The organism is Pseudonocardia parietis, from assembly GCF_017876315.1.
In the GTDB taxonomy this organism is placed as follows: Bacteria; Actinomycetota; Actinomycetes; order Mycobacteriales; family Pseudonocardiaceae; genus Pseudonocardia; species Pseudonocardia parietis.
This window is the reverse complement of sequence record NZ_JAGINU010000001.1, coordinates 5,082,086-5,107,497: the sequence shown is the minus strand read 5'-3', so window position 1 is coordinate 5,107,497 and position 25,412 is coordinate 5,082,086. Positions and strand designations below refer to the sequence as shown.

Here is a 25,412-nt window from a genome sequence, read left to right as displayed (position 1 = left end):
TGTCGAGTCGGGCGGGGGATGGGGTTAGCGTGTCCGCGTGCCCCGCTCCCGTCCGCTCGTGTCACGTGCCGTGGCCCCCGCCGCGCTCCTGATCGCCCTGGGCCTGCTCGCCGGTTGCGGCGCCGGTCCGGTTCCGGCCGGGCAGCCGGCGCCGCAGGACACCGCCGCGGGGTCGCTCCGCAACTGCGGTGTGGACGTCCCGGTCGAGCGTCCCGGCCGGATCGTCGCCATGTTCCAGAACGGGATCGAGGCGGTGCTGGCCCTGGGTGCCGGGGACCGGCTGGTCGGCGCCGCCTACCTGGACAACCCGCTGCCGCCCGGGCTCGCCGGTGACTTCCGCCCCGAGCAGGACCGCCCGGTCTACTGGCCGGAGGAGTACCCGTCCCGCGAGGAGGTGCTGCGGCTGGCACCGGACCTCGTCGTCTCCGGGTTCACCGGCGCCTTCGCCCGCGAGGGCCTCGGCTCCCGCGCCGACCTGGCCGCGGCGGGCATCGACACGTTCCTGTTCAGCTCCTACTGCCCGAGCGTCGACGGGGGCACCCAGGAGTCGCTCGGTGCCGTCGACGTGTCGTTCGAGGGTGTGCAGCGCGACCTCACCGACCTCGGCCGCCTGCTCGGCGCCGAGGACCGGGCCGCCGAGCTCATCGCGCGGATGCGCGCCACCCTCGACGACGTCGCGCGCCGTCTCGACGGGATCACCGAACGGCCGCGGGTCGCGATGCTCAACGCCCCGTCCGACACCGGCGAGTACCGGGTGTTCGGCACCGGCGACGTCGCGACGACGATCATCGAGGCGGCCGGTGGCGTCCAGGCCTTCGGCGAGATCCCGGGCCGCCAGCGCACCGTCTCGACGGAGGGGATCATCGCCGCCCGGCCGGACGTCATCGTCGTCCCGGCCTGCTGCGGGATCGACAAGGGACCGGAGGCGGCGGAGCCGCTGGCCGAACAGCTGCGGACCGACCCGGCGCTCGCGACGGTGCCCGCGGTGCGCGACGGGAAGATCTTCACGACGACGTTCGCCGAGGTGAGCCCGGGAATCCGGAACGCCGAGGCCGTCGCGACACTCGCCGGGCGGCTGCATCCCGAGCGGGTCGGCGGCTGAGAAGAAGTACATCCGCCCGGCGCCGTTGCCGAGCGGACGGGTGCGACCGTAGCCCGTGACCCACCGTCGGCGGAAGGCCGAGTGAACGGTCGTTGTCGTTCAGAGATCCGACGGCGTGGGCAGCGGCGGGTGCCCCGGGCGCAAACCGTCCAGCAGGAGTGCGACGTAGCGGCGCCGGTCGGCCCCGGTCGCGTCGGGCGTGCCCTCGGCACCCTCGGCGACGGCCAGCGCCATGACCAGTACCGCCGACAGGTCCCGCGGGGACAGCTCGGGACGGACGGCCCCGGCGTCGCGGGCGCGGTCGAGCAGCCGGTTCAGGGTGCGGCCGTAGCGCTGGACCGACTCGACGTCGAACACGCCGGCCTCGCGAGCCAGCGTCAGGATCGTCCGGCGTGCGGCGATCGCCTCGACCGCGCGGGACAGCGAGCCGGCGAGATCGGTCCACGGATCACCGTCCCCGGCCGCGGCGGTCGGTTCGATCTCGGCGGCGAACACCGCCTCGAGCACCGCCCGGACCAGCTGGTCGCGGGTCCGGAACCGGCGGTAGAGCGTGGCGACCCCGACCCCGGCCCGCCGGGCGATCTCCTCCAGTGCGACATCGGGGCCGTCCGACTCGAACGCCGTCGCGGCGGCCTCGACGAGGCGGCGGTGGTTGCGAGCGGCATCGGCCCGCAACGGCCGGGCCGGCCCGGCGCCGGTCGCGCTTGTCATCGGAAAACGGTAACCCCTCCGGCCTCAGCCGGAGTGCACGTGGCCGGTCATCGAGCCGGGACGTCCTCGGAGTAGACCTCGACGATCCGGTCCCGCGCACCGGCGATGTGCGCCTCCAGCGCGGCGACCGCGCGTTCCGGGTCGGCGGCCTCGACGGCGGCGACGATCCCGGCGTGCTCCTGCGCGAGTCGTGCGCGGTCGAGCCGGCCGAGTACCTGCACGCGGGCGACGCAGAGCCGGAACTCCGCCATGATCGAGTCGTACATCCGTGACACCCGCGGGCTGCCCAGGGCGTCCACGAAGGCGCGGTGGAACTCGACGTCGGCCTCGACCACCGCTGACACGTCGCCGCGGACGAAGGCGAGGTCGAAGCGTTCCAGGGCCAGCCGGGCCTGGTCGGGGACGTGACCGCGCCCGGCGACCCGCGTCATCGCACCGCACTCCAGCAGGGCCCGTGACTCGTACAGGTCGCGCACCTCGTCGAAGGTCAGCACGGGTACCCGCGCGGTCTTGTTCGCCTGGCGGCGCAGGATGCCGTCGAACACCAGCCGCTCGACGGCGGCCTTCGCGGTGGGCCGGGCGACGGCGAACTCCTCGGAGACCAGCTTCTCGGTCACGGGCGCACCGGCCGGCAGGTCACCGCGCAGGATGCGGTCACGCAGGGCGCGGGTGACGGCATCGACCAGGGAGTGCACGTCCAGCTCGGTGGGCATCGAAGCCTCCTCGTCCGTCCGGGGTCGAGCACATCACAGTGCATGCGAGCCAGGCAAGGCAACTTGTCTGACAAAGACACTTGACGGACGTTTCTCCATGCATCACTCTTCCGGTCGACGCGCAGCGCCACCGCATGCATCAACGCCGATCACGATCACCGCCGATCCCACCGCGGAGTGCACATGTTCCAGCAGCAACTGGCGCCACTCGGGAGCCTGACGCTCTCGGCCCTGGTGGCCCTCCTGCCCCTCCTGACGATCTTCGTGGCCCTCGGTGCGCTGCGCTGGAAGGCACACTGGGCCGCGCTCGCCTCGCTGGGCGTCGCGATCGTGGTCGCGGTCGCCGCGTTCGGGATGCCCGTCCCCATGGCCCTGCTCTCGGCCAGCGAGGGGGCCGTGTTCGGCCTCTTCCCGATCATGTGGATCGTGTTCACGGCGATCTGGCTCTACCAGGTCACCGTGGCCAGCGGCCGCTTCGAGGACCTGCGGGCCGCCTTCCACCTGATCTCCGACGACCCGCGGGTCCAGGCGATCATCATCGCGTTCTGCTTCGGCGGGTTGCTCGAGGCGCTCGCCGGGTTCGGCGCCCCGGTCGCGATCACCGGCGTCATGCTGATGGCACTGGGCTTCTCCCCGGTACGCGCCGCCGTCGTCGTGCTCGTGGCCAACACCGCGCCGGTCGCCTTCGGCGCCATCGGCACCCCGATCATCACCGCCGGCGCCCTGACGGGCATCCCGTACGCCGAGATCGGCGCCGTCGTCGGGCACCAGACCCCGTTGCTCGCCTTCGTGGTGCCGCTGCTGCTCGTGTTCCTGGTCGACGGCGTGCGCGGCATCCGGCAGACCTGGCCGGTCGCACTCGTCATCGGCCTGGCCTTCGCGGTCGCCCAGTGGCTCGCCGCGACCTACCTGTCCGTCGAGCTCACCGACATCGTCGCCTCGCTGACCGGCCTGCTCGCCGGTGTCGTCATGCTGCGCGTGTGGCAGCCCTCCGGCGGGGACGAGGCCATGGAGAGGCTCCGCATCGAGCGCTCCGCCGACGCCCCGGTCGACGACCCGGAGACCGGCGGCGGCACCGGCCTCGTCACCGAGCAGCGCACGCTCTCCTCGCGCGCCGCCGAGCTCACCACCGGGCGGACGCTGATGGCGTTCTTCCCGTACCTGCTCATCATCGCCGTGTTCTCGGTCGCCAAGCTGTGGACCCCGGTCAAGGAGTTCCTGAGCGGCACCGACGTCGAGATCGGCTGGCCGGGACTCGACGGCCGGGTGCTCGACTCGGCGGGCGAGGCCGTCACGACCACGGCCTACGACTTCCAGTGGCTGTCCTCGCCGGGCTCGCTGCTGCTCCTGTCCGGGATCGTGGTCGCCGCGGTCTACAAGGTCTCCCCGCGCGCGGCGCTGCGCGAGTTCACCGGCACCGCCCACCGGCTCCGCTGGGCGTTCCTGACCGTGGCCACCGTGCTCGCGCTGGCCTACGTGATGAACCTGTCCGGCCAGACGATCACCATCGGCACCTGGATCGCCGGCACCGGGGCGGCCTTCGCCTTCCTCTCGCCGATCCTCGGCTGGCTCGGCACCGCCGTCACCGGGTCGGACACCTCGGCCAACGCGCTGTTCGCGACCCTGCAGCAGACGGCGGCCCAGCAGGCCGGGATCGATCCGCACCTCATGGTCGCCGCCAACACCTCCGGCGGCGTCGTCGGCAAGATGATCAGCCCGCAGAACCTGACGATCGCGGCCACCGCGGTCGGCATCGTCGGGCGCGAGTCCGAGCTGTTCCGCAGGACGATCGGCTGGAGCCTCGTGCTCCTGCTGGCCCTCTGCACGCTGATCTTCCTGCAGTCCACCCCGGTGCTGGCCTGGATGCTGCCCACGTTCTGACCCGCGCGAGTCCGCGAGGGGCACACCGGAGCGCTTCGATCATGCGAAGGCTGCGCTGAGGTGCACCTCGCGGGCATCCGGGACGTTTCGCCGGATTCACCCGCGGGACAGGTCGGCGATGGGTTCCCGACATCCGGGCCGACTGGAGTCCGGTGTGTGCAACTGGCGGTCCTCGATCTCGCGGGCACCACGATGTCCGATGACGGGCTGGTGCTCGCGGCGCTGCGCCACGGGCTGCGTGCTGCCCGGGTCCGGGTCGACGGCCCGCGGTACCCGGCGCTGGACCGGCAGGCCCGCGCGACGATGGACCGGTCCACGATCACGGTCTTCGGCGAGCTGCTCGACGGCGACATGTACCGGGCCCGGCGGGCGCACGCGGCCTTCGTCGAGTACCTCTCGGCCGCCGCCGCGGACGGTCGCGTGCACCCGGTGCCCGGCGCGGGCGAGGCGCTCGACGCGTTGCGGGACGCGGGGATGGTCATCGCGCTGACCTGCGGGTTCGATCCCGAACTGCGGGACCGGTTGGTCGCCGCGCTGGGATTCACCGGTCGCGTCGACGTGCTGCTGTCCCCGGCCGACGTCGACGGCCGCGGCCTGCCCGACCCGGACCTGCTGCACGCCGCCGCCCGGCGCGCCGGCGCGGACACGTCCCGGACCGCCGTCGCCGGGGACGCGACCGCGGGCATCGACGCCGCGGTCCGGGCCGGGGCGGGCCTGGCGGTGGGGGTGCGCGGGGGTGCGCACGGCGAGCCGCGGTTGCGCGCGGCCGGGGCCGACGCCGTCATCGACTCGGTCGCCGACCTCCCCGCGCTCCTGGGCCTGCCCAGCGCAGCCGCGCTGCTCTAGGGTCGGTGTCGATGCGGATCGGTGACGAGGTGTCCCGGGCACAGGCGCAGGGACGTCCGGTCCTGGCGTGCGAGTCGACGATCGTCACGCACGGCCTGCCGCGCCCCCGCAACCTGCTCGTCGCCACCGAGGCCGAGGAGCTCGTCCGCTCGCTCGGGGTCGTCCCGGCGACGATCGGGGTGGTGGACGGCGAGGCCGTCGTCGGGCTGTCCGGGGCGGAGCTGGAGCGGCTCGCGACCGACCCGGACGTGGTCAAGCTCAGCGCCCGCGACCTCCCGGTCGCCTGCGCGACCCGGGCCTGCGGTGGGACGACGGTCGCCGCCACCGCGCACCTCGCCCACCAGGCCGGCATCCGGGTGTTCGCCACCGGCGGGCTCGGCGGGGTGCACCGCGGGGCGTCGTCCACCTTCGACGAGTCCGCGGACCTGCCCACGCTGGCCGGGCTGCCGATCGTCGTCGTCAGCGCCGGGGTGAAGTCGGTGCTCGACGTGCCGGCGACCCTCGAACGGATGGAGACCCTGGGCATCTCCGTCGCCGGGTACCGGACCCACGCGTTCCCCGGGTTCTACGTCGCCGACTCCGGGCACCCGGTGTCGCAGCGCGTCGACTCGCCGGAGCAGATCGCCGTCGCCTGGCGCTACGCCCGGCACCTGGGACTCGGCTCGGCGCTCGTGGTGGCGAACCCGGTGCCCGTCGACGAGCAGCTGTCCCCGGCCGAGCACGACGCGGCGCTCGCCGACGCCCTCGCCGCCCTCGACGACGCCGGGATCACCGGGCAGGACGCGACACCGTTCCTGCTGCAGCGGGTCCGCGACGCGACCGGGGACCGGAGCCTGGACGTCAACGTGGCGGTCTACCGGAACAACGTGGCGCTCGGCGCCCGGATCGCCGCGGCGCTCGCCTCCGTGGACTGACCCGGGCGCCGTGCGGGACCTCGGGATCCGTGCGGGACCGGGGCCGAGCGGGGGCGCCCGTCGGAAGACCGGAGGGTCCGTCAGACGACCGGGGTGATCGTCCGCAGTGCCTCGGACGACCGCACGGCGGTGGTCAGGTCGGCCAGCGCGCGCCCGTGCGCCGCGGCCAGTTCCGCGGACTCCGGGGTGAGGGTGTTGCGGTCGACGTAACCGGAGTGGTCCAGGTACAGCCCGGGGGAGAGGACCTGGACCGCGAAGAACCCGGCCAGTACCGACCGCAGCCCGTCGACGGCGAGGAAGTGGTGGCCGCTCGCCCCGGTCAGCACGACCGCGGCGGCCTTGCCCTGCAGCGGGGCGGTCTTCTCGCCCCACTTGCCGCGCTCGGTCGCCTCCAGCAGCGCCTTCAGCGACGCCGTGTGCCCGGCCCGGTAGACCGGGCTCCCGAACACGACGGCGTCGGCGTCGGCGAAGGCCGCGGTGACCTTCTCGAAGGGGGTCTGCGAGAGCTCGATCAGATCGGTCGACGCACCCGTCCCGGCGAGCAGGCCCGCGACCGCGGCGGCGGTCCGCCCGCCCGGTTCCGGTCCGGCGACGACACCGATGATGCTGGTCACGAGAGCTCCCGCTGGGTGAGGTGGTAGCCGCCGCGGAAGAACACCAGCGGCAGTCGTTCGGGGTCCGCGCCGAGCGCGTCGACCCGGGCGGCGACGATCGTGTGGTCGCCGCCGTCGTACTCGTTCCAGAGCGTGCAGTCGACCCACGCACCGACGCCCTCGAGCACCGGTGAGCCGGACGGTGCGGGGAGCCAGGACACCCCGGCGAACTTGTCCGTGCCGGACCGGGCGAACTGCGCGCTGAGGTGCTCGTGGTCGGCGGCGAGCACGTTCACGCAGAACCGGCCGAGCTCGCGGATCCGCGGCCAGGTCGAGGAGGTGCGTGCCGGCGAGAAGCTCACCAGCGGCGGGTCCAGCGACAGCGACGAGAACGACTGGCAGGTGAAGCCGACCGGTCCGTCCGGACCCTGCGCGGTGATCACGACGACGCCCGACGCGAAGCCGCCGAGCGCATCGCGCATGGTCTCGGGGGTCACCGGACCGGGGACGGACGTGGACTGGCTCGGAGAACCGGACATGTCCCGACCCTATCCGCGTCGGCCGCGCCGGCCAATGATCATCGGCGCGAGATCGGTGCCCTGCGCCACACCGGTTCGGACGACCCCGGACCGATCGTTTCCGGCGCGTCCGGCCCGCGAACGACGACGGCAGTGCGGAGCGATCGCTCCGCACGGCCGTCGTGGTCTCCGTGCGTACCGGGTGGGGGAGGGCCCGGGTCAGCTCGCGTAGGCGCGCAGCTTGTCGGCCCGCTCGCCGACCCGCAGCTTGCCCATGACCTCGCGCTCGATCTGGCGGACCCGCTCACGGGAGAGCTTGAAGGCGCGCCCGATCTGGTCCAGCGTGTGCGGCTGGCCGTCGTCGAGGCCGAACCGCATCCGGATGACCCGCTGCTCGCGGTCCTCCAGGGTGGCGAGCACCCGGCGGAGGTCGTCGTGCAGCAGGCTCGAGATCACGGTGTTCTCCGCGTCGGTGGCCTCCGCGTCCTCGATGAAGTCACCGAGCGGGGCCTCCTCCTCGGAGCCGACGGGCATGTCCAGGCTCACCGGGTCCCGGGCGTGGTCCAGCAGGTCCTGGATCTTGTGCTCCGGGATGCCGGACTCCTCGGCCAGCTCGGCGTCGCTCGGCTCGCGGCCCTGGCGCTGGTGCAGGTCCCGCTTGATCCGGGCCAGCTTGTTGACCTGCTCCACCAGGTGCACGGGCAGCCGGATGGTGCGGGCCTGGTCGGCCATCCCCCGGGTGATCGCCTGCCGGATCCACCAGGTCGCGTAGGTGGAGAATTTGAATCCCTTGGAGTAGTCGAACTTCTCCACGGCACGGATCAGGCCGAGGTTGCCCTCCTGAATCAGGTCCAGCAGCGGCATCCCGCGCCCGGTGTAGCGCTTGGCGAGGCTGACCACCAGGCGCAGGTTCGCCTCCAGCAGGTGGTTCTTGGCCAGCAGACCGTCGCGGACGATCGCGCGCAGGTCGCGCCGGTACTGCGGGTCCAGCTCCTCGCCGGTGCCCTCCGCGGCCGCCGTGTCCAGCCGGTGCTGGGCGAAGACGCCGGCCTCGATCCGCTTGGCGAGGTCGACCTCCTCGGCGGCCGTGAGCAGCGCGGTCTTCCCGATGCCGTTGAGGTACACGCGCACCAGGTCGGCGGCCGGGCTCTGGGCGTCCAGGTCCTCGGCCACGGCGGCCGCCGCACCGGGTACGGTGGACGCCAGCGCGGTGTCCCCCGGGGCGACCGTGCGAGCAGACGCCCTCATGGCACTGCGAGCGGGGGCCTCCGTCGTACGGCGGGGGCCGGGAACGGCCGGAGTGTCGGCCGTGGTCACGGCCGGAGCGGTCGTGGTCACCGTCATGTGTCTTTCCTCCCCTGCTCGGGCGCGACGAGCGGTGGATGGGGCACGTCGCATCGCCCTACACCCGGATCAACGCATCGCTGTGGGGGATCGTTCCCGCGAGACGGCCCCGCAGGCCGGAAAAATCGCCTGCGGGGCCGTGTCGTCGCTCACATGCAGTTGCGGAACTCTCAGGATCCTCTTAGGAGATCACGGGGCGGGGACCCGCGGGGTGTCGCGCGGGTTCTCCACCGACCGGACGCTGTTGCGCCGGCGCGATGCCTTACCCGTACCGCCGGCCTTCCGCCGGTCCTCGGGGATCGAGTGCGAGTACACGGCCTCCATCAGGACCGGCCAGTCGTGCCGCAGCGCGTCCCGGCCCATGAACAGGCCCAGGTGCCCGGCGGACGCGGTGCGGTAGGTGATGTCCGCGGGCGGCGTGCTCACCTTCTCCGCCGCGGCGAACAGCTGCGGTGCCGGCGTGATGTGGTCGGTCGAGCCGGCGAGCAGCAGCAGCGGACAGTCGATGGCCGACATGTCGACCTTGCGCCCGCCCACGGTCAGCGTCCCGGCGATCAGCCGGTTCTTCCAGAACAGGTTCTCCACCAGCCACAGGTAGAACGCCCCCGGGATGTCCTGGGTGTACTTGAACCAGTCCTCGAAGACCCGGTAGCGCTCGACGTGCGTCGGGTCGTCGATGTTCTCCAGCAGCTGCAGCTGCCGGGAGATCTCGGACTGCGGCTGGATCGAGATGAAGTTCGACAGCACCGCCGAGCCCGGCATGTTGCCGCCACCCGCTGTGACCAGCGCCTTGTACGGCGCCATGCCCATCGTCCCGGCCATCAGCCGGGTGGAGGCGGCGATCACCGAGTCGCCGGCGTGGAAGTCGATCGGCGCCCCGGCCAGGGTGAGCGTGTTGACCCGCTCGGGGTGCAGCGCCGCGTAGATGGTGGCCAGCCAGCCGCCCTGGCAGTCGCCGACCAGGTTCGCCTTCCCGCCCATCCGGCGGATCGAGCGGTCGATCACCTCGAGGTAGTCGGTGATCGTGACGGTCTTCGTCGCCGTCGTCGCGGGGCGCCAGTCCAGCGCGTAGAGCCGGGTCAGCCCGGCCGCGCGGATCATCGCCAGCTGGCTCTGCTGCGGCGAGTAGTCGATGACGGTGGACGAGTGCCCGGCCTGGGGCGGAAGCACCAGGGTGGGGACGATGTCGTCGTCGCGGTGCCCGGCCTCGGTGAAGTCGCGCAACACCGCGAACGGGGTGGACAGGGCCACCTCGTTCGGCAGGTGCCAGGTCGGCTCGCGCCGGTCGGCCATCGTCGAGAGCCACAGCAGGGACCGGCGCGCGGCGTCGCCGGGCTTCGCGATCCGCTGGACGGCGTCGATCCAGTACGCCCCGGTCGCGCGGCCGACCTCGGTCACCACCTTGGTCAGGTTGTGCGCGTTGTACGAGAACAGGAACCGCAGGGGGTCGATCCGGCCTTCCCGCGCCGGGGTCGAGTCGGCTCCGGGGTCGGGCAGGACGTGCGGGCCACTCGGCGCGTTCGCGCCGGAGGAGCGGGTGATCGCCATGCTCATGGACCTCTCCCATCAACTCTGATGACCGGGCTGGCCGGTTACCGCACGGTAGATCGCGTTCGGGATGTCAAGCAACCGCAGACCTACTCGGGAGTAGTGCTTGCTACATCAAGCGCAGGTGAGAGGGCTCTCAACGTGACGCGCCCGGACAGAGGCTGCCTACCCGTGAGTACACCGTCACGATGGGCGACATCCCTTCGCGTCATCCCGATCGGGGCCGCCGCGACAAGGCACGGACACGACCCGGCCGACCAGGAGTGAGACGAACAGTGAGCACCACGCCCGTTTCCCAGACCGAGCCCGACGACGGGGCGGCCGTCCCGTCCGACCAGGCCGTGGAGGTGCTGCGGCGCCAGGCGGCCGGACTGGTGCGCGACCTGCGCGAGCTCGCCGACCCCTCGGGGTGGCAGGCCAAGGTCGACCCGGTCGGCTTCGGCGGCGCCCTCGGCGAGACGGCGAAGTCGCTCGCCGGCAGCCCGGGTGCGGTGCTGCGGGCCGGCGTCGGCTTCGGGGTCGACTCGGTGAAGGCGGTCGCGGCGGCGGCGTCGCGCGCCGCGGGCGGGACGGCGAACGGTCCGGCGTCGCTGCCGGAGAAGGACAAGCGCTACACCGACCCGGCCTGGGAGGGCAACGCCTGGTACTACCTGGCGCGCCAGGAGCACTCCCTGCTGGCCGACCGGCTGACCGAGCTGTCGCAGGCGGCGCGGGTCTCGCCGACCGCGCGCCGCAAGCTGGACTGGCTGGTGGGGCAGGTCATCGAGGCGTTCGCGCCCCCGAACGGGGTCGTCACGAACCCGGCGTGGCCGAAGAAGGTCGTCGAGACCGGCGGGCTCAACGTCGTGCGCGGTGCCCGCAACCTGCTCCGCGACACCGTCCAGAACCGGGGCATGCCGCGGCAGGTCACCCCGGGCGAGTTCGTCGTGGGCAAGGACCTCGCCGTCACCCCGGGGCACGTGGTCTACCGGAACCGGCTGATCGAGATCATCCAGTACGAGCCGCAGACCGAGAAGGTCCACGAGATCCCGCTGCTGATGAGCCCGCCGTGGATCAACAAGTACTACATCATGGATCTCGCGCCGGAGAAGTCGCTGGTCGAGTGGGCGGTCCGGCACGGCCACACGGTCTTCATGATCAGCTACCGGAACCCGGACTCGGCCCTCGCCGACGTCACGATGAGCGACTACCTGCGCGAGGGGCCGATCACCGCGCTGGACGTCGTCCGGGAGATCACCGGCCGCAAGACGGTCAACCTCGCGGGACTCTGCCTGGGCGGCACCCTGTCCGCGGCCACCACCGCGTGGCTGCACGCCAAGGGTGACGACCGGGTCAACTCGCTGACCCTGATGAACACGCTGCTCGACTTCACCGGCCCCGGCCAGCTCGGCGTGTTCACCGACGAGCAGACGGTGAACCGGCTCGAGCGGTCGATGCGCAAGGACGGCTACCTGCCGTCGTCGAGCATGAAGACCACCTTCGACCTGCTGCGGGCCACCGACCTGGTGTGGAACTACGTGGTCAACGACTGGATGCTCGGCGAGGACCCGAAGCCGTTCGACATGCTGAGCTGGAACGCCGACTCCACCCGGATGCCGGCCGCGATGCAGACCGAGTACCTGCGCACCCTCTACCTGGAGAACCAGTTCGCCGAGGGCAAGCTGGAGCTGGCGGGGGAGCGCCTCGACCTCGGCCAGGTCCGCACCGACAGTTATGTGATCACCGCCGAGTCCGATCACATCGCGCCGTGGAAGTCCGTCTACAAGGGTGCCGCGAAGATCGGCGGCACGGTCCGGTTCGTGCTCTCCAACTCCGGCCACATCGCCGGTGTGGTGAACCCGCCGTCGCCGAAGTCGCGGCACTGGTTCGGGGAGTCCGCGGACCTGCCCGGGTCGGCCGACGACTGGCGCGATGACGCCGGCGAGCACAAGGCGTCCTGGTGGGAGGACTGGGCGCCGTGGATCGCCGAGCGCGCAGGCAAGCAGGTCCCGGCTCCCGAGCGGGTCGGCTCCGAGACCTACCCGCCGCTGGAGCCCTCTCCCGGCCGCTACGTGCTCACCGGCTGACTCCCGGCCGCCGTCGCGTCCACAGTGCTCCGCGTGGGACGGGTGCGTGCGCGACGGCGGGGCAACGGGGACAATGCGCGACCATGGACCGCGTACGCATCCCCTCCACGCGCCGGTGCCTGCCGCGCGGACCGATCCGGGCAGGGGTGGGGCGGTGAGCCGCGCGCACCGGGGCCCGGAGACGAACGGGGCCCGGCGCAACGGCGACCGGGCCGCCGGGGCCGCCGCGAGTGCGGCGTCGGCAGCGGGGGAGCTGCGCGACGCCGGCCGGCAGGTCGCCGAGGATGCCTGGAGCGCCCAGGTCAACGCCCTCGGCGGGTTCATCCGGTCCCAGCGCCAGATGGCGAAGCTCTCGCTGCGTGAGATGGCGGCGATGACCAAGGTGTCCAACGCCTACCTCAGCCAGGTCGAGCGCGGGCTGCACCAGCCGTCGCTCAAGGTGCTGCGCTCGATCGCGGACGCGCTGCACCTCAACACCGACCAGATGCTCAGCCGGGCCGGCTGGTCGGTCCGCGACGACGAGCCCGAGGTTCCGGCCGGCGGGGCCCCGGAGCCGGCGGAGGCGCCCGCACCGCCCGGTGTCGAGGTCGCGATCGCGGCCGACGCGCGACTGTCCGACGAGCAGAAGGCGGCACTGCTCGGCGTCTACCGGAGTTTCGTGGAGCGTTCCTGAGGCGTATCCGGGTGTTCCACCAGCGATGCTTGACATACTTAACGCTGGTGCGTAGTTTTCTTGGCATGGCGGGATGCCGACCGCGTTCCGCCGACCACGACACCCCGTACCCGGAAGGAGACAACGATGACCGCCTCCACCGAGCAGTTCGTCGACATCGCCAAGCGCAGCCAGGACCTGGTCACCGAGTCCGTGCGGAGCTGGACCGACGCCATGCAGGGCGTCACCCGGCAGTTCGCCGGCGGCACCCGCCCGCAGCTGCCGGACACCGGCGCCGCGGTCGACCGCGTCTTCGACTTCTACGAGCAGGTGCTCGGGCAGCAGCGCGAGTTCGCGAAGACCGTCGTCGGGGCAGGCTCCTCGGTCGTCGACCAGTTCACCGAGCAGGCGACCCGGGCCGCCGAGTCCGTCACCGAGCACGCGGCGCAGGACACCGAGAAGGTCTCCGAGAGCGCCCAGAAGGCCGCTCGCACCCCGCGCACGGCCGGCAAGTGACCGTCGCCGGCTGAGCCGCTCCTCCGGCTCACCGCGGCACGGCGCCGCGACAGGCCCTCGCCCACCAGGGCGGGGGCCTTCGTCGTGCCGATCCGCGTCCGTGATCCACGTCTTGGGAGTCCCGGTGCGCCGGACGCGGACGCCGCGCTCCCAAGACAGGGATCTTCACGCCCGGCCTGCTCTACCCTGCGAGGGACTCGCCGATCATGCCGTTGACGCGGCGCTAGGCTGACCGGCATGGGATGCGCACCGGTGACCGCGCCCGGCGAGCCGGCGACCGCGGTGCCATGAGCGGCCCGGCCCGGCCCCGCCGGATCGCGATCGCCTGCCAGGGCGGGGGCAGCCACACCGCCTTCACCGCCGGCGTCCTGGCGCGACTGCTGCGCAGCGACGCCCTCGACGACGCCGAGATCGTCGGCCTTTCCGGGACGTCCGGCGGTGCGATCTGCGCGCTCGTCGCCTGGGATCGGCTGCGGACCGGCCAGGGCCCCGAGCAGCGGGCGGCCGCCGCCACCGCGCTGGAGCAGTTCTGGGCGGACAACGCCGCCCGGTCGCCGCTGGCCCGGCTGCAGAACGTCGGTGTCGTCTGGGCCGGTGCGCTGCAGGGCATGGGGCTGCTGCCCGGGACGACGCCGTACCTGCTCCCACGTGGGTTCGACGGGACCCGGCAGTTCCGCGAGCTGGTCGCCCGGCACGTCGACCTCGACGCGCTCGCTCCCGACCCGACGGGCCGGGAGCCGTTGCTGCTGCTCGGTGCCGTCGACGTCCTGACCGGGGAGTTCCGGGCGTTCTCCAGCTGGACCGACCGAATCACCGCCGACACCGTCCTCGCCTCGGCGGCGATCCCCAACCTGTTCCGGGCCGTGCGCACGCACGGCGGTGTCTACTGGGACGGATTGTTCTCGCAGAACCCGCCGACCCGGGACCTGCTCGCCGCCGACCCCGACGAGCTGTGGGTCGTCCAGATCAATCCGTCCGAGATCGACACCGAGCCGCGCACGCTGATCGAGATCTCGGACCGCCGCAACGCGCTGGCCGGCAACCTCTCGCTCAACCAGGAGCTCGGGTTCATCGAGACGATCGACCGGCTCCTCGCGGACGGTTCCCTGCGCCCGGAGGCCGGCTACAAGCACGTCACCGTCCGGGTGCTGGAGATGCCGCGGTCGGTGCTCGCGTCGCGGGTCGTCGGGTCGGCCTCGAAGCTCAACCGGGACCCGGCCTTCCTGACGGCGTTGCAGCGGCGCGGGGCCGCCCAGGCCGACCGGTTCCTCGGCGCGCTCGCGGTCGAGCGAGCGGTGCTCACCCGGGATCCGGTCGCCCTGGCCGACGTCGTCGCGCCGGGGGCGGTCCTGTACTCCAGTGCGCCGTTCCGCCCGCGCGACCCCGACGGCGTCCGGCTGCACGACCACGTCGAGCAGCTGCTCGACCAGGAGTTCACGATCGACCCGACCCGCAAGCAGGTCGCCCGCGACACCGTCGCGTGGACGGTGCGGGTCTCGGTGGACGGCGCCGAGCCGCAGCTCGGCCGGGCCGAGGCGGAGCTCGACGACGCCGGACGGATCACGGTGCTGCGGCTGGGGCCGGTGGCCTGACCGGCCTCCGGGTCAGAACGGGATGAGCGGCACCACCACGAGCCGGGCGACGAGCACGACGACGAACACGATCAGGACCGAGAGGTCCAGGCCGACGGCGCCCATCCGCACCGGTTGCACGACCCGGCGGACGGGCGCGACGACCGGTTCGGTGATCCCGTGCGTGATCCGGCGGGCGGTGTCCAGAGCGGCGCCGCCGCGGCCGGACCCGAGTACCTCGATCCAGTCGACGATCACCCGGGCGATCAGCACGAACTGGAACACCAGCAGCACGAGGCCGAGCAGGGAAGCGATCACGGTCGCCAGCTCCTTCCGTTGGTCCCCCGATCGTCCCGTCCCGACCTGAGAACAGCATGAGAGTCCCGGTCACACCTCGACGAGCACGGTGAACGGGCCGTCGTTCACCGACTCGACGGCCATGTTCGCCCCGAACTCCCCGGTCTCGACGGTGGCACCCCGGTCGCGCAGCGCGGCCACGAGCGCGTCCACCACCGGCGCGGCGTCCTCCGGGCGGGCCGCGCCGGACCAGGACGGGCGGCGCCCCTTGCGGGTCTCGCCGTAGAGGGTGAACTGGCTGACCACCAGCAGCCCGGCGCCGGAGTCGGCGCACGAGCGCTCGTCGCGCAGGATCCGCAGCTCGTGCAGCTTCCGGGCCATCGTGTGGGTCTTCGTCGCGGCGTCGGCGACGTCGTCGCGGTGCACCCCGAGCAGCACCAGCAGGCCGGCGCCGATCGCGCCGGAGACCCGCAGGGGCTCGTCGTGGTCGTCGCAGATCGTCACCGACGCCCGGCGGACCCGGGCGACGACGGCCCTCACCGGGCCACCACGACCCGCGCCGGGCCACCACGGCCGGCGCCGGGCGCCTCCCGGACTGCCGCGACCCGCGTGCGGCCGGTCATCCGACCGGGCCTGCGGGAGAGGCCGACGCGGCGCCGCTGTTGACCGGGTGCGGCCAGCCGTCCACCGGCAGCAGCAGCCCGTGCCGGACGAACTCGCGCACCGCGGGCAGGGTCGCCTCCACGAGCGCGTCGTAGGGGCGGTCGTGCGCGAAGGACAGCAGCGCGATCAGCTCGGACAGCGGCAGCTCGCCCCGGCAGCCGGCCAGCAGGGCCGCGGCCGGGCCGTCGACCTGGTGTTCCCAGCCGGGCCCGGACCAGCGGCGCACACTCGTGGACAGCTCGCTCCAGCCGCCGTCCGGGTCCACCGACGATGCCGACTCCAGCACCGTCTCCGGCGCGATCAGCAGCGTCGCGCCGAGCAGGTCGTCGTCGCGGGAGTGTGCCCGCAGCCAGTCGATCCGGTCCAGCCAGCCGGTCATCTCCCGGCCGAGCCCCTCGCCGAGCTCGCCGGGCAGGTCCTCGACCACGACGGTCGGCTCGGAGTCGGTGCGGCGCAGCAGCAGGAACCCGAAGCCGACCCCCTCGACGCGTTCGGCGGCCATCCAGTCCAGCCAGGCCGCCGCCTGCTCCCGGGCCGCCGGTGCGGCGACGGCCAGGCCGGCGTCGCGCTGCCAGGTGCCGACGTGCATCGCCGGATCGACGACCTCACGCTGCAGGATCCAGGCGTCGACGCCACCGGGCAGCCAGGAGCGCACCCGGTCCGGCCAGTCCTCGCCGCGCACGTGCAGCCACGAGCCGAGCAGCTGCGCGACACCGCCGGGGTTGAGCAGTCCCGGCAGCTCGCCGAGCAGCCCGGCGAGCGCGGCGTCCCCGGCCTGACCGGAGTCGCGGTAGACGTAGTCCACCCGCGGCGGGCCCGGCACGAACGGCGGGTTCGACACGACCTGGTCGAACCGCTCACCGGCCACCGGGTCGAACCACGGCCCCTCGCGCAGGTCGACGTCCACACCGGACAGGCCGCAGGACAGCCGCGCCAGCGCCAGCGCCCGCGGCAGCACGTCGGTGGCGACCACGTGCACCGCGTGCCGGGAGCCGTGCAGGGCCTGGACCCCGCAGCCGGTGCCCAGGTCGAGCAGCGAGCCGACCGGGCGGCGCACGGTGGCCGCGGCCAGCGACAGCGACGCCCCACCGACCCCGGTGACGTGTTCGCGGTCCTGCCGGGCGGCGGGGGAGTCCAGGTCCGAGACGACCCACCAGTCCGCGCCGGGCTCCCCGCCGTCGCCGGCGCCCTCCCCGTACGGGCGGACGTCGAGCGCGGCACGGATGCCGTCCGGGGTGCGGCGCAGGATCCGGCCGTCCAGGAGCGGGTCGAGGTCGCCCAGCGCCGCCGTCACCGCGGGTTCGGGCTCGACGCCCTCCAGCAGGAACAGCCGGACCAGCGTGCCGAGCTCGCCGCCGTCACGGCTGGCCCGCGCGGCGGGCTCGGGTTCCCCGCGGGTCAGCGCGTCGTGCGCGGAACGGCCCAGCAGGGCACGCACGCCGTCCGGGGTGTAGCCGGCGTCGAGCAGACAGCCGCGGACGCGGTCGGTCTGCCCGGGGGCGAGATGGGGGAGCACCCCACCATTCTGAACCACGCTGCCGTGCCATTCTGTTCCTATGACCGGCATCTGCATCGCTCAGGAGCCCGAGGCCGACGCGCTGTTGGAACGCGAGCCGCTGGCGCTGCTGATCGGCATGCTGCTCGACCAGCAGATCCAGATGGAGGTCGCGTTCCGCGGGCCGCAGAAGCTGTACGAGCGGCTCGGCGGCCTCGACGTCCGGGTGATCGCCGACCACGACCCGGACGAGTTCGCGACGCTGGCCACCACCCCGCCGGCGATCCACCGCTACGGCGGTTCGATGGCCAAGCGGGTCCAGGAGATGTGCCGCGCGATCGTCGACGAGTGGGACGGCGACCCGGCGGCGATCTGGACCCGCGGCGAGCCGGACGGGCGGGAGGTCCTGCGCCGGCTCAAAGCACTGCCGGGCTACGGCGAGCAGAAGGCCAAGATCTTCGTCGCGATCCTGGGCAAGCAGTACGGCGTCACCCCGGACGGCTGGCGCGAGGCCGCCGGCGAGTACGGGCAGCAGGACTCCCGGCGCTCCGCCGCCGACGTCGTCGACGCGCAGACTCTCGTCGAGGTACGGGACACGAAGAAGGCGATCAAAGCCGCGGCGAAGGAGCGGAAATCCGCCGCCCGCGCGTAGACCGCTAGCATCGGTGTCGTGCACAAGGTTCCGGAGGCACTCAGCGGCGCCCGCGTGATCGACCCGGACCAGGTCTGCGACGCCGTCGCCGTCCTCTCCGACGGGGTGAAGGTCGCGGAGGCGGCGACCGTCCTGGACGTCCTGGGGGAGGCCAATCGGCTGTCCCTGCTGCTCGCCCTGCAGCACGCCGGGGACCTGTGCGTCTCGGACCTGGCCGTGGCCGTCGGGATGAGCGACTCGGCGGTGTCGCACGCGCTGCGGCTGCTGCGCGCGCACGGGATGGTCACCGCGCACCGGCAGGGCCGGCTGGTCCGCTACCGGCTGACCGACGGCCTGGCCCGCCGGCTGCTGGAGGTCGTCTCGGCGACGGCGGTTTCGCCCGGCAGGCTGCACGCGCACGGCGGCGACGACACCGACCGGGACCACGCGTGACCCCGGCGATGATCGAGCAGGTCCGGGCGCCGGTCCCGGCCGAGAAGCTCGACCACGAGATCGACCGGCTGCTCGACGCGGCCGACGCCGTCTACCACGACGGCTGGTACCCGGAGCTGGAGGTGGTGCGGCCCTGGTCGGCGCACAACCCGCGGATCTCCGGCGAGTTCGCCCGGCCGTCCGCGATCCGCCGCTACCTGCACCGCGAGCTGCGCGGCCTGGTCGCCGCCGGCGCGACGGTGACGGCGCGGGCGGCCCGCCCGGCCCGGGCCTTCACCGATCCCGAGTTCTTCGCCGCACTCGACGAGGACCGCTTCGACCTGCGGGTGAAGAAGCTGTTCCTGTTCGGCCCCGAGCGGATGGCGCTGTCGCTGGACCGGCTCTCGCACTACACCGGGACACCGGCCGAGTCGTTCCAGCGCCACGTCCTGTTCACCAACTACGCGATGCACGTCGAGTCGTTCCTGGAGCGGTTCCCGGACGCCGAGCGCCCGGACCGCGAGGGTGTGCAGATGCCCGCCTTCCACGCGCGGGGCGGTATCGACGGTGCCGACGGCGTGACCCTGGTCAACATCGGCGTCGGTCCGGCCAACGCGAAGACGGTCACCGACCACCTGGCCGTCCTCCGCCCGGACACCATGATCATGATCGGGCACGCGGGTGGCCTGCGGAACCGCCAGGAGCTGGGCGACTTCGTGCTGGCCACGGCCTACCAGCGGGCCGACCACGTGCTCGACGAGGTGCTGCCCGCGGACGTCCCGGTGATCCCGAGTCTCCGGCTCAACAGCTACCTGATGGGCGCCCTCGAGCGGGCGGAGGCGACCTACCGGCCCGGTGTCGTGCACACGACCGACAACCGGAACTGGGAGTTCAACCAGTCCTCGACGCTGTACCGGATGCGGCTCGCGCGGGCGGTCGCGGTGGACATGGAGTCGGCGACGATCGCGGCGAACGGCTTCCGGTACCGGATCCCGAACGCCACCCTGCTGTGCGTCTCGGACAAGCCGCTGCACGCCGAGCCGAAGCTCGCCGGCGGTGCGCGAGCGTTCTACGAGACCAGCAAGCGCAAACATCTCGGGATCGCGCTCGACGCCGTCGAACAGGCCCGCGCCGAGCACCCGGACGGGCTGCCGGGCTCCGAGGTCCGCTCGGTCGACGAACCGCTGCTGGGCAACGGGCCGGACAGCGCCTGATCGGGTCGGCGAACGGGTGCCGCCCCTCCCACGGGCGGCCGTTGCGCGGTGTCCCCGTACGGGTGTCACCATGGACGTCGGAGGTGGTCACGTGACCGACCCGCGACGCGAGGACCCGGTTCTCATCACGGACGCACAGATGTCCTACGAGGAGGAGCTGGCGGTCCGGAAGCGGCGCTACAAGTGGACGATGGGTCTCCGTTTCCCGTGCATCATCCTGGCCGGCATCTTCTATCAGATCCCGTGGCTCGCGGTGACCCTGCTGGTGATCTCGGTCCCGCTGCCGTGGATCGCCGTGCTCATCGCCAACGACCGGCTGCCGCGCAAGACGGAGGCGCCGAACCGGTACAAGCACGGGCACCGGGAGATCGAGTCCCGGCCGCACGACGTGATCGACTCCGCGGAGGACGACGCGGCGGGCGCAGCCGGCGCGACCGGCCCGGGGCGCGCGACCGACCCTGCGGGCGCGACCGGTCCTGCGGGCGCGACCGATCCGTCGCGCACGACCGATCCGGCGGGTGCGACCGATCCGGTGCGCACGGCCGATGCGGCGGGTACCACCGATGTGGCGGGTACCGCCGGGCGGCGCGACCCGTCCGGCCCCGGCTGACCGGGTTCCCCTCACACACGGCCAGGCTGCGGGAACCCGCGATGGCGGGCGTGGTGCATCATGGGGGGCATGTCCACGACGACACTTCCCGAGGTCGACACCCGGCCGGAAGGCACCGAGAGCACCGACGACGACACGCCGGACGTGTTCCACTACGTCCAGAAGTCCCGGATCACCGAGAGTGCGGTCCTGGGCAACATGGTCGTGGCACTGTGCGGCGAGACCTTCCCGGTGACCAAGTCCCCCAAGCCCGGCTCGCCGGTCTGCCCGCAGTGCAAGGAGATCTTCCAGGGCCTGCCCAAGGGTGGCGACGGCGACTCCTGAGCCCGGTCACCCGCGGGACAGCACCAGCCGCAGCGGCGGCGAGTCCGGGTCGCCCGGCACCGACGGCAGCCGGGTCTCGACGTCCAGGCCCGCCGAGCGGTAGAGCCGCAGCGCCGTGGCGTTGTCCGGGGCGACCTCCAGCCAGATCCGCCCGGCGGCCAGCCACCCCGGCGGCGCCCAGTGGGCGTCGGGACCGAGCGCGTCATCGAGGGGCGGCACCCGGCGGGCGTCGCGCTCGAGCGCGTCGCTGAGCGGCGCTCCGTCGTCGCGCCCGGCACCCGCCGGCAGGTCCCGGGGCTCGCGACGTTCCGGTGCGCGCGAGGCACCCGTCAGACGCAGGGCCGTGTGCAGCAGCGCGCGACCGAGACCTGCGCGGCGCCGGGCGGCCGCGACCACCAGGCGGTGCAGCTCCACACCCGGCTCCGGGCCGCGTGGTGCGGCGAGGACCAGATACCCGGCCGGGCCTGCGCCGTCGTCGAGCACGAGATGGACCTTCGCCGGGTCGCCCGCGGCCGTGATGTGCCAGCCCGGGCTCGACTCCCCGAGCACGGCACGCTCCCCGGCGTCGAGGCTCGCGAGCGCCGCCGCGTCGCTGCTCCGGCCGGGGCGCAGCACGGTTCGGCCACCCGGGTGAGGACCGTCCGCGCTCAGGACGACAGGAACCGGTCGATCTCGGCGGCGAACGGCTCCGGATCCAGCAGCATCTCCAGGTGACCGCCGGGATGGCGGTGGACCTGCGAGCGCCGGATGCCGCGCTGCAGCAGGGTCGCGTTGCCGCGCGGGACGATCGGGTCGTCGTCCCCGGCGATGATCAGGGTGTCCGCGGTGATCGCCGGCAGCAGCGGCAGGCTGGTCCAGCCGGACAGCGCGAGCAGCTGGTAGTAGTAGCCGCGCATCGGGGCCCGCTTCGAGCCCGCCCCGAGCGTCTCCGCGGCCCGCTCCGGGTGATCACGCAACGAGCCGCCGTAGATCCGCGCGGCGACGGCGTCGACGTAGGCCGGGTCCTGATGCCGCTTCGGCGAGGTCAGCACGGCCATCACCCGGGGCGAGGCCGGGATCATCAGCGCACCGGGGCCAGTGGCCGCCAGCACCAGCTTGCGGACCCGCCTGCGCCGGCTGATCGCGAGCTGCTGGGCGAGCATCCCGCCCCAGGAGTAGCCGAGGACGTCGGCCTCGCGCACGCCCAGCTTGGTCAGCACCTGGCCGACGCGGTGCGCCATCCAGGCCAGGTGGTACGGCATCCGGGGCAGCGGCGAACCGCCGATCCCCGGCGGATCGAACCGGATCACGTCGAGATCCGCCGGCAGCGCCTCGACCAGCGGATCGAGGACGTCGGTGGCGGCGCCGATGCCGTTGCACAGCAGCAGCGGGGTACGGCGGGCGCCCGGCCCGGAGGCGGGGCGCCGCACGACGCGCAGGGTGCGACCGCCGACGAGCACGTCGTGCTCCTCGATCCGGGCTCCCGCCGGTCGCGGACGTGGTGAAGTGGTCATCACCGGGGGAGCGTAGGGCCCCGTGGCGGTTCACCGGGGCCGGGAGAGCGGTCGGTCACGTCCGGGCCGGGACGCCCGCAGCCGCGCGGAGATAGGTGCCCGGTGCCGGGAACAGCGGCGGGAGCCGACGCCCGCCGAGCTCCGGTGGTGCGTCCCGCAGCGCCCCGGACCGGTCGGCCAGCCAGCCGGCCAGGTCGTCCCACCAGGAACCCTCGACGTGCTCGGCAGCGGCGAGCCAGGCCTCGGCAGCGCCGTCGCCCGCATCGCAGGGCGCCACCCGGAACGACGTCGCGAGCCGTGGCGGGGCGATCACCGCGCCGGCCCGGTCGCCGGGAGCGAGCACCAGCCGGCAGGACCCGCCGAGCGACCGCGCGGTGCGGTACCCGGCGGTCCACGGGCGGCCGGGGTCGTCGGCGGCGGTGACCAGGTAGCCGTCCCGGCGCAGCCCGGCCGGGTGCACGGGGGTGCCGAGCACCCGGACAGCGGTGTCCGCTCCGCCGGCGAGGGCGGCCATGTCGGCGCGCAACGGCGCCGGCAGGGGCAGGCGGTCCTCGAGCCAGGTCCGCATCGCCCGGGCTGCGCGGCCGTGCGGGCCGCCGTCGCCGTAGCCGTCGCTGTAGCCCGGATCGGACCGCGGTTCCCGGTCGTGCGGCCCGGTACCGGGGCGGGGCGGGGCGCCGGAGCCGTCCAGGACGGTCGCCAGGTAGCCGGCGGCGGCGATCCGGTCGTCCAGCCCGATCGCCGTGAGGTGCGCCTGGACGGCGGCCGTGAGCAGGCCACCGGTGCGGAGACCCAGCAGCGAGACCCGCGGGGTACGGGCGATCCGCAGGCAGGCGTCCACGGCGTCCAGGACGGCGGCGGCGTGCGCGTCCAGGTCCCGCCCGGCGTCCTCGGGGCCTGCCGGGCGCCAGGACAGCGCGAACACCTGCAGGCCCTCGGCGACCAGGTGCTCGACCAGCGAGAAGCCGGGGGCCAGGTCGGCCAGCCAGTACCGGTGCACCAGCGGCGGGACGACGAGGACCGGGGCGTCGTGCACCTGTTCGGTCACCGGCAGGTACTGGAGCAGCTCGAACATCGGGGTGCGCGCCACGACGGCGCCGGGTGCGGCGGCGACGTCCCGGCCCGGGACGGGGCCGCCGCCGGCCTCGCGGGCACCGGTGTCGAACGGCACACCGGGGTCGCCCGGACCGGGTGCGGTGAAGACCCGCTCGGCGATCTCGGCGATCTCGGCGATCTCGGCGGTCTCGGCGGGGGAGGTGGCGGGCGCGCCGGTACCGCTGCCGGTGCTTCCGGTTCCGGCCGGCCGGAAGGACGTCGCGGGGCCGGTTCCGGGCTCGATGCCCGGGCCGGGGGTTGCGGACGTGCGGGGGCTTGCGGGCGTGCCGGGGCCACCGGCCGGCTCCGCGCGCCCGGTGCGCGGTGTGGGGTGCGTGGTGCCGTCCGAGCGCGCCGATCCGGTGGACCAGCGCGCCGATCCGGTGGACCGGGGCGCAGCGTCCACCGTCCCGGGGGCGATCAGCACGGTCAGATCGAGCAGCGGCACGCGCAGCCGCTCGGCGTCCTCCGGTGGGAGAGGCGAGTCCGGTGGGCCCGCGGCGTCGTCGAGTAACCCGGACAGGGCGTCGGCGGTGACCAGGAACGCCTGCACGGCGCGCCGCCGGACCGGGTCGGGCAACCGGACCGGGCCGGTGGACCGGGCGTCGGGTCCGGGAGCGATGCCGGACCGGCCGAGGCCGACCCGCCCCAGCTCGGCCGCCCAGCCGCCGGCATGGCGCAGGAGGAGCGACGGCCGGGCGGTCAGCGCCGCCGCCAGCCGCAGCCCGGCCGCGGGGAGGGCCAGCGGGCCGCCTGCGGCCCGGGCCCCGCCGTCCGTGGCCCCGCCGTCCGTGGCCCCGCCGTCCGTGGCCGTGCCGTTCGTAACCCCGCCGTCCGTGGCTCCGGCGTCCGTAGCAGCGCCGTTCGTGGCCCTGCCGTCCGTGGTATCCCGGCCCGCGGTATCTCGGCGTGTGGCAGCACGGTCCGCGGCAGTGGGGGCCGTGGCGGCGCGGTCCGTGGCGGCGCCGTCCACGGTGCGGCCGCCCTCGCTCGTGCTCATCGCCGCCCATCATCCCCACCCGGGACCGCCGTGCCACGTTCACCCCGTGGTCGTCGGGTGGTCAGCCGGGCCGGGCAGCGTGCCCGGCGCCCGCCCGTCACCAGCGATCCGGGAGCCCGATGACCAGCACCCCTGCCGCCCGAACCCCCGCCGCCCGACCCTCGCCCGTCCCGGCCGGATCCGGTGTGTTCCTGCGCGAGTTCGTCCGCGACCCGCTGCGCACCGCATCCTGCCTGCCCAGCTCGCACGCACTCGCCGTCGCGGCCACCGCGCCGGTGCCGGAGACAGGCGATCCGGTAGTCGTCGAGCTGGGGCCGGGGACCGGCGCGTTCACCGACGTGATCGCCCGACGGCTCGGCGGGCGGGGCCACCATCTCGCCGTCGAGCTCAACCCGCGGCTGGCCGCGCTGCTGCACCGGAGCCACCCGGGTCTGGACGTCGCCGTGGCCGACGCGACGGACCTCCCCGCGCTGCTGGCCGCGCGCGGCCTCGGCGCCGCGGACGTCGTCGTCTCCGGCCTGCCGTGGGCCGCCTACCCGCCCGGGGGGACGCCGCTCACCGCCGTGATCGCCGGCGCCATGGGTCCGGGAAGCGCGTTCACCCAGTTCGGCTACGCCTGCACCCGCTGGACGGTCCCGGCCCGGCGGCTGCGCGCGCGGCTCGGGGAGGCCTTCGAGGAGGTCGTCGTGGGCCGGACCGTGCTCGCCAACGTGCCGCCGGCGTTCGTCCTCACGGCTCGCCGCCCGCGCCCGCGGGGCCGCGGGTAACCGGCCCGGCCGGCACACGGCGTTCCGGGCAGATCCCCGCCGTACCCGCCCGACCGCGCCGGCGCCGGCCCCGGCCCACGGATCGTGGTGGGCCGCCTGGCAGGGGCCCGCGGGTGGTGATCACCGGTTGGGGAGTGTGGCGTACGCGACGCGTGCGCTGTGCTCCTCAACGGGTGATCAGCGCCGCCTGGCCGCGGCCGACGCCCGCCACGGATCGATGCGGGGCATCGGCCTGGGCCGGGCGATACCCGCCACGGATCCGTGAGGCGCGTGGCAAGGGCCATGGGGGTGATCACCGGTTGAGGAGTGTGGCGTACGTGAGCCGTGCGTTGCGCTCCTCAACGGGTGATCACTCGCCCAGGGCCCGGCGGATCAGGTCGTGCCAGGTGGATCGCAGCGGGGGCGGCCGGCGGCGA

General features: G+C 73.8%; 26 protein-coding genes. 14 read left to right on the top strand and 12 right to left on the bottom strand.

Translation table 11 applies throughout. From position 1 onward, the window contains the following. The first annotated feature begins 58 nt into the window (after window positions 1-58). The gene (locus JOF36_RS23960; protein ID WP_307862563.1) at window positions 59-1,102 is read left to right on the top strand and encodes an ABC transporter substrate-binding protein; all 1,044 of its coding nucleotides are present in this window, start codon (window positions 59-61) and stop codon (window positions 1,100-1,102) included. 99 nt (window positions 1,103-1,201) lie between these two features. On the opposite strand, the gene JOF36_RS23955 is transcribed toward JOF36_RS23960, so the two are convergent. Together JOF36_RS23955 and JOF36_RS23950 are read right to left on the bottom strand one after the other, a co-directional pair. Then, a complete protein-coding gene (locus JOF36_RS23955; RefSeq protein ID WP_210030987.1) occupies window positions 1,202-1,813 on the bottom strand; it encodes a TetR/AcrR family transcriptional regulator in 612 nt (203 codons plus the stop codon). Window positions 1,814-1,860: 47 nt separating this feature from the next. Then, a complete protein-coding gene (locus JOF36_RS23950) occupies window positions 1,861-2,526 on the bottom strand; it encodes a GntR family transcriptional regulator (protein WP_210030986.1) in 666 nt (221 codons plus the stop codon). Window positions 2,527-2,709: 183 nt separating this feature from the next. Between JOF36_RS23950 and JOF36_RS23945 the strand changes: the two genes are divergently transcribed. The 3 genes from JOF36_RS23945 (at window position 2,710) to JOF36_RS23935 (ending at window position 6,167) form a co-directional block, all read left to right on the top strand. Then, window positions 2,710-4,407, top strand: coding sequence for an L-lactate permease (locus JOF36_RS23945; protein ID WP_210030984.1), 1,698 nt, complete (start codon window positions 2,710-2,712; stop codon window positions 4,405-4,407). Between the two features lie 156 nt (window positions 4,408-4,563). Beyond that, on the top strand, window positions 4,564-5,253 hold the full coding sequence (locus JOF36_RS23940) for an HAD family hydrolase (protein ID WP_210030982.1): 690 nt from the start codon (window positions 4,564-4,566) through the stop codon (window positions 5,251-5,253). 11 nt (window positions 5,254-5,264) lie between these two features. Further along, the gene (locus tag JOF36_RS23935) at window positions 5,265-6,167 is read left to right on the top strand and encodes a pseudouridine-5'-phosphate glycosidase (RefSeq protein WP_210030980.1); all 903 of its coding nucleotides are present in this window, start codon (window positions 5,265-5,267) and stop codon (window positions 6,165-6,167) included. An 80-nt stretch (window positions 6,168-6,247) separates the two neighbouring features. Here the strand turns inward: JOF36_RS23935 and JOF36_RS23930 are convergent, their stop codons facing one another. The 4 genes from JOF36_RS23930 to JOF36_RS23915 form a co-directional block, all read right to left on the bottom strand. Then, on the bottom strand, window positions 6,248-6,781 hold the full coding sequence (locus tag JOF36_RS23930) for an NAD(P)H-dependent oxidoreductase (protein WP_210030978.1): 534 nt from the start codon (window positions 6,779-6,781) through the stop codon (window positions 6,248-6,250). After that, complete coding sequence (locus tag JOF36_RS23925) at window positions 6,778-7,299, bottom strand: flavin reductase family protein (protein WP_210030977.1); 522 nt, start codon at window positions 7,297-7,299, stop codon at window positions 6,778-6,780. Before JOF36_RS23925 ends, JOF36_RS23930 begins: the two co-directional genes overlap by 4 nt. A 198-nt stretch (window positions 7,300-7,497) precedes the next feature. Beyond that, a complete protein-coding gene (locus tag JOF36_RS23920; protein WP_245350959.1) occupies window positions 7,498-8,526 on the bottom strand; it encodes a sigma-70 family RNA polymerase sigma factor in 1,029 nt (342 codons plus the stop codon). Window positions 8,527-8,811: 285 nt separating this feature from the next. After that, a complete protein-coding gene (locus JOF36_RS23915) occupies window positions 8,812-10,176 on the bottom strand; it encodes an alpha/beta fold hydrolase (protein ID WP_210030976.1) in 1,365 nt (454 codons plus the stop codon). A 269-nt stretch (window positions 10,177-10,445) separates the two neighbouring features. Between JOF36_RS23915 and JOF36_RS23910 the strand changes: the two genes are divergently transcribed. The 4 genes from JOF36_RS23910 to JOF36_RS23895 all read left to right on the top strand — a co-directional run bounded on the left by JOF36_RS23910 (window position 10,446) and on the right by JOF36_RS23895 (window position 14,996). Continuing rightward, complete coding sequence (locus tag JOF36_RS23910; RefSeq protein ID WP_210030975.1) at window positions 10,446-12,236, top strand: PHA/PHB synthase family protein; 1,791 nt, start codon at window positions 10,446-10,448, stop codon at window positions 12,234-12,236. Window positions 12,237-12,390: 154 nt separating this feature from the next. Continuing rightward, on the top strand, window positions 12,391-12,909 hold the full coding sequence (locus JOF36_RS23905) for a helix-turn-helix domain-containing protein (protein ID WP_307862562.1): 519 nt from the start codon (window positions 12,391-12,393) through the stop codon (window positions 12,907-12,909). Between the two features lie 126 nt (window positions 12,910-13,035). Beyond that, the gene (locus JOF36_RS23900) at window positions 13,036-13,404 is read left to right on the top strand and encodes a hypothetical protein (protein ID WP_210030973.1); all 369 of its coding nucleotides are present in this window, start codon (window positions 13,036-13,038) and stop codon (window positions 13,402-13,404) included. A gap of 287 nt (window positions 13,405-13,691) precedes the next feature. Beyond that, on the top strand, window positions 13,692-14,996 hold the full coding sequence (locus JOF36_RS23895) for a patatin-like phospholipase family protein (protein ID WP_210030971.1): 1,305 nt from the start codon (window positions 13,692-13,694) through the stop codon (window positions 14,994-14,996). 12 nt (window positions 14,997-15,008) lie between these two features. On the opposite strand, the gene JOF36_RS23890 is transcribed toward JOF36_RS23895, so the two are convergent. The 3 genes from JOF36_RS23890 to JOF36_RS23880 all read right to left on the bottom strand — a co-directional run bounded on the left by JOF36_RS23890 (window position 15,009) and on the right by JOF36_RS23880 (window position 17,451). Then, a complete protein-coding gene (locus JOF36_RS23890) occupies window positions 15,009-15,293 on the bottom strand; it encodes a YggT family protein (RefSeq protein ID WP_307862561.1) in 285 nt (94 codons plus the stop codon). A 69-nt stretch (window positions 15,294-15,362) separates the two neighbouring features. Further along, window positions 15,363-15,812 carry a D-aminoacyl-tRNA deacylase gene (gene dtd, locus JOF36_RS23885; RefSeq protein ID WP_210030970.1) on the bottom strand — a complete coding sequence of 150 codons (450 nt, stop codon included), beginning with the start codon at window positions 15,810-15,812 and terminating at the stop codon, window positions 15,363-15,365. A gap of 79 nt (window positions 15,813-15,891) precedes the next feature. Continuing rightward, window positions 15,892-17,451: a DUF7782 domain-containing protein gene (locus tag JOF36_RS23880; RefSeq protein WP_210030964.1), complete on the bottom strand. Its 1,560-nt coding sequence runs from the start codon at window positions 17,449-17,451 to the stop codon at window positions 15,892-15,894. A gap of 40 nt (window positions 17,452-17,491) precedes the next feature. Between JOF36_RS23880 and JOF36_RS23875 the strand changes: the two genes are divergently transcribed. The 5 genes from JOF36_RS23875 (at window position 17,492) to JOF36_RS23855 (ending at window position 20,641) form a co-directional block, all read left to right on the top strand. Then, window positions 17,492-18,082, top strand: coding sequence for an HhH-GPD-type base excision DNA repair protein (locus tag JOF36_RS23875; RefSeq protein ID WP_210030962.1), 591 nt, complete (start codon window positions 17,492-17,494; stop codon window positions 18,080-18,082). Window positions 18,083-18,100: 18 nt separating this feature from the next. Further along, window positions 18,101-18,514 (top strand): ArsR/SmtB family transcription factor, encoded by a 414-nt coding sequence (locus tag JOF36_RS39380; RefSeq protein ID WP_210030960.1) that lies wholly within the window; start codon window positions 18,101-18,103, stop codon window positions 18,512-18,514. Beyond that, entirely contained in the window at window positions 18,511-19,707 is a 1,197-nt protein-coding gene (locus JOF36_RS23865) for a phosphorylase family protein (protein ID WP_210030959.1), read from the top strand. Before JOF36_RS39380 ends, JOF36_RS23865 begins: the two co-directional genes overlap by 4 nt. A 91-nt stretch (window positions 19,708-19,798) precedes the next feature. Next, window positions 19,799-20,317 (top strand): DUF3099 domain-containing protein, encoded by a 519-nt coding sequence (locus tag JOF36_RS41450; protein WP_372447406.1) that lies wholly within the window; start codon window positions 19,799-19,801, stop codon window positions 20,315-20,317. Between the two features lie 69 nt (window positions 20,318-20,386). Next, complete coding sequence (locus JOF36_RS23855; RefSeq protein ID WP_210030957.1) at window positions 20,387-20,641, top strand: DUF3039 domain-containing protein; 255 nt, start codon at window positions 20,387-20,389, stop codon at window positions 20,639-20,641. Window positions 20,642-20,647: 6 nt separating this feature from the next. On the opposite strand, the gene JOF36_RS23850 is transcribed toward JOF36_RS23855, so the two are convergent. The 3 genes from JOF36_RS23850 to JOF36_RS23840 are packed head-to-tail and all read right to left on the bottom strand — an operon-like array spanning window position 20,648 to window position 24,229. Further along, window positions 20,648-21,256: a GNAT family N-acetyltransferase gene (locus JOF36_RS23850; protein WP_210030956.1), complete on the bottom strand. Its 609-nt coding sequence runs from the start codon at window positions 21,254-21,256 to the stop codon at window positions 20,648-20,650. Window positions 21,257-21,288: 32 nt separating this feature from the next. Continuing rightward, the gene (locus JOF36_RS23845; protein WP_245350957.1) at window positions 21,289-22,134 is read right to left on the bottom strand and encodes an alpha/beta fold hydrolase; all 846 of its coding nucleotides are present in this window, start codon (window positions 22,132-22,134) and stop codon (window positions 21,289-21,291) included. 55 nt (window positions 22,135-22,189) lie between these two features. Next, entirely contained in the window at window positions 22,190-24,229 is a 2,040-nt protein-coding gene (locus JOF36_RS23840; protein ID WP_210030955.1) for a polyhydroxyalkanoate synthase family protein, read from the bottom strand. A gap of 119 nt (window positions 24,230-24,348) precedes the next feature. Between JOF36_RS23840 and JOF36_RS23835 the strand changes: the two genes are divergently transcribed. Next, a complete protein-coding gene (locus JOF36_RS23835; protein ID WP_245350956.1) occupies window positions 24,349-24,996 on the top strand; it encodes a class I SAM-dependent methyltransferase in 648 nt (215 codons plus the stop codon). Window positions 24,997-25,412 lie beyond the last annotated feature (416 nt).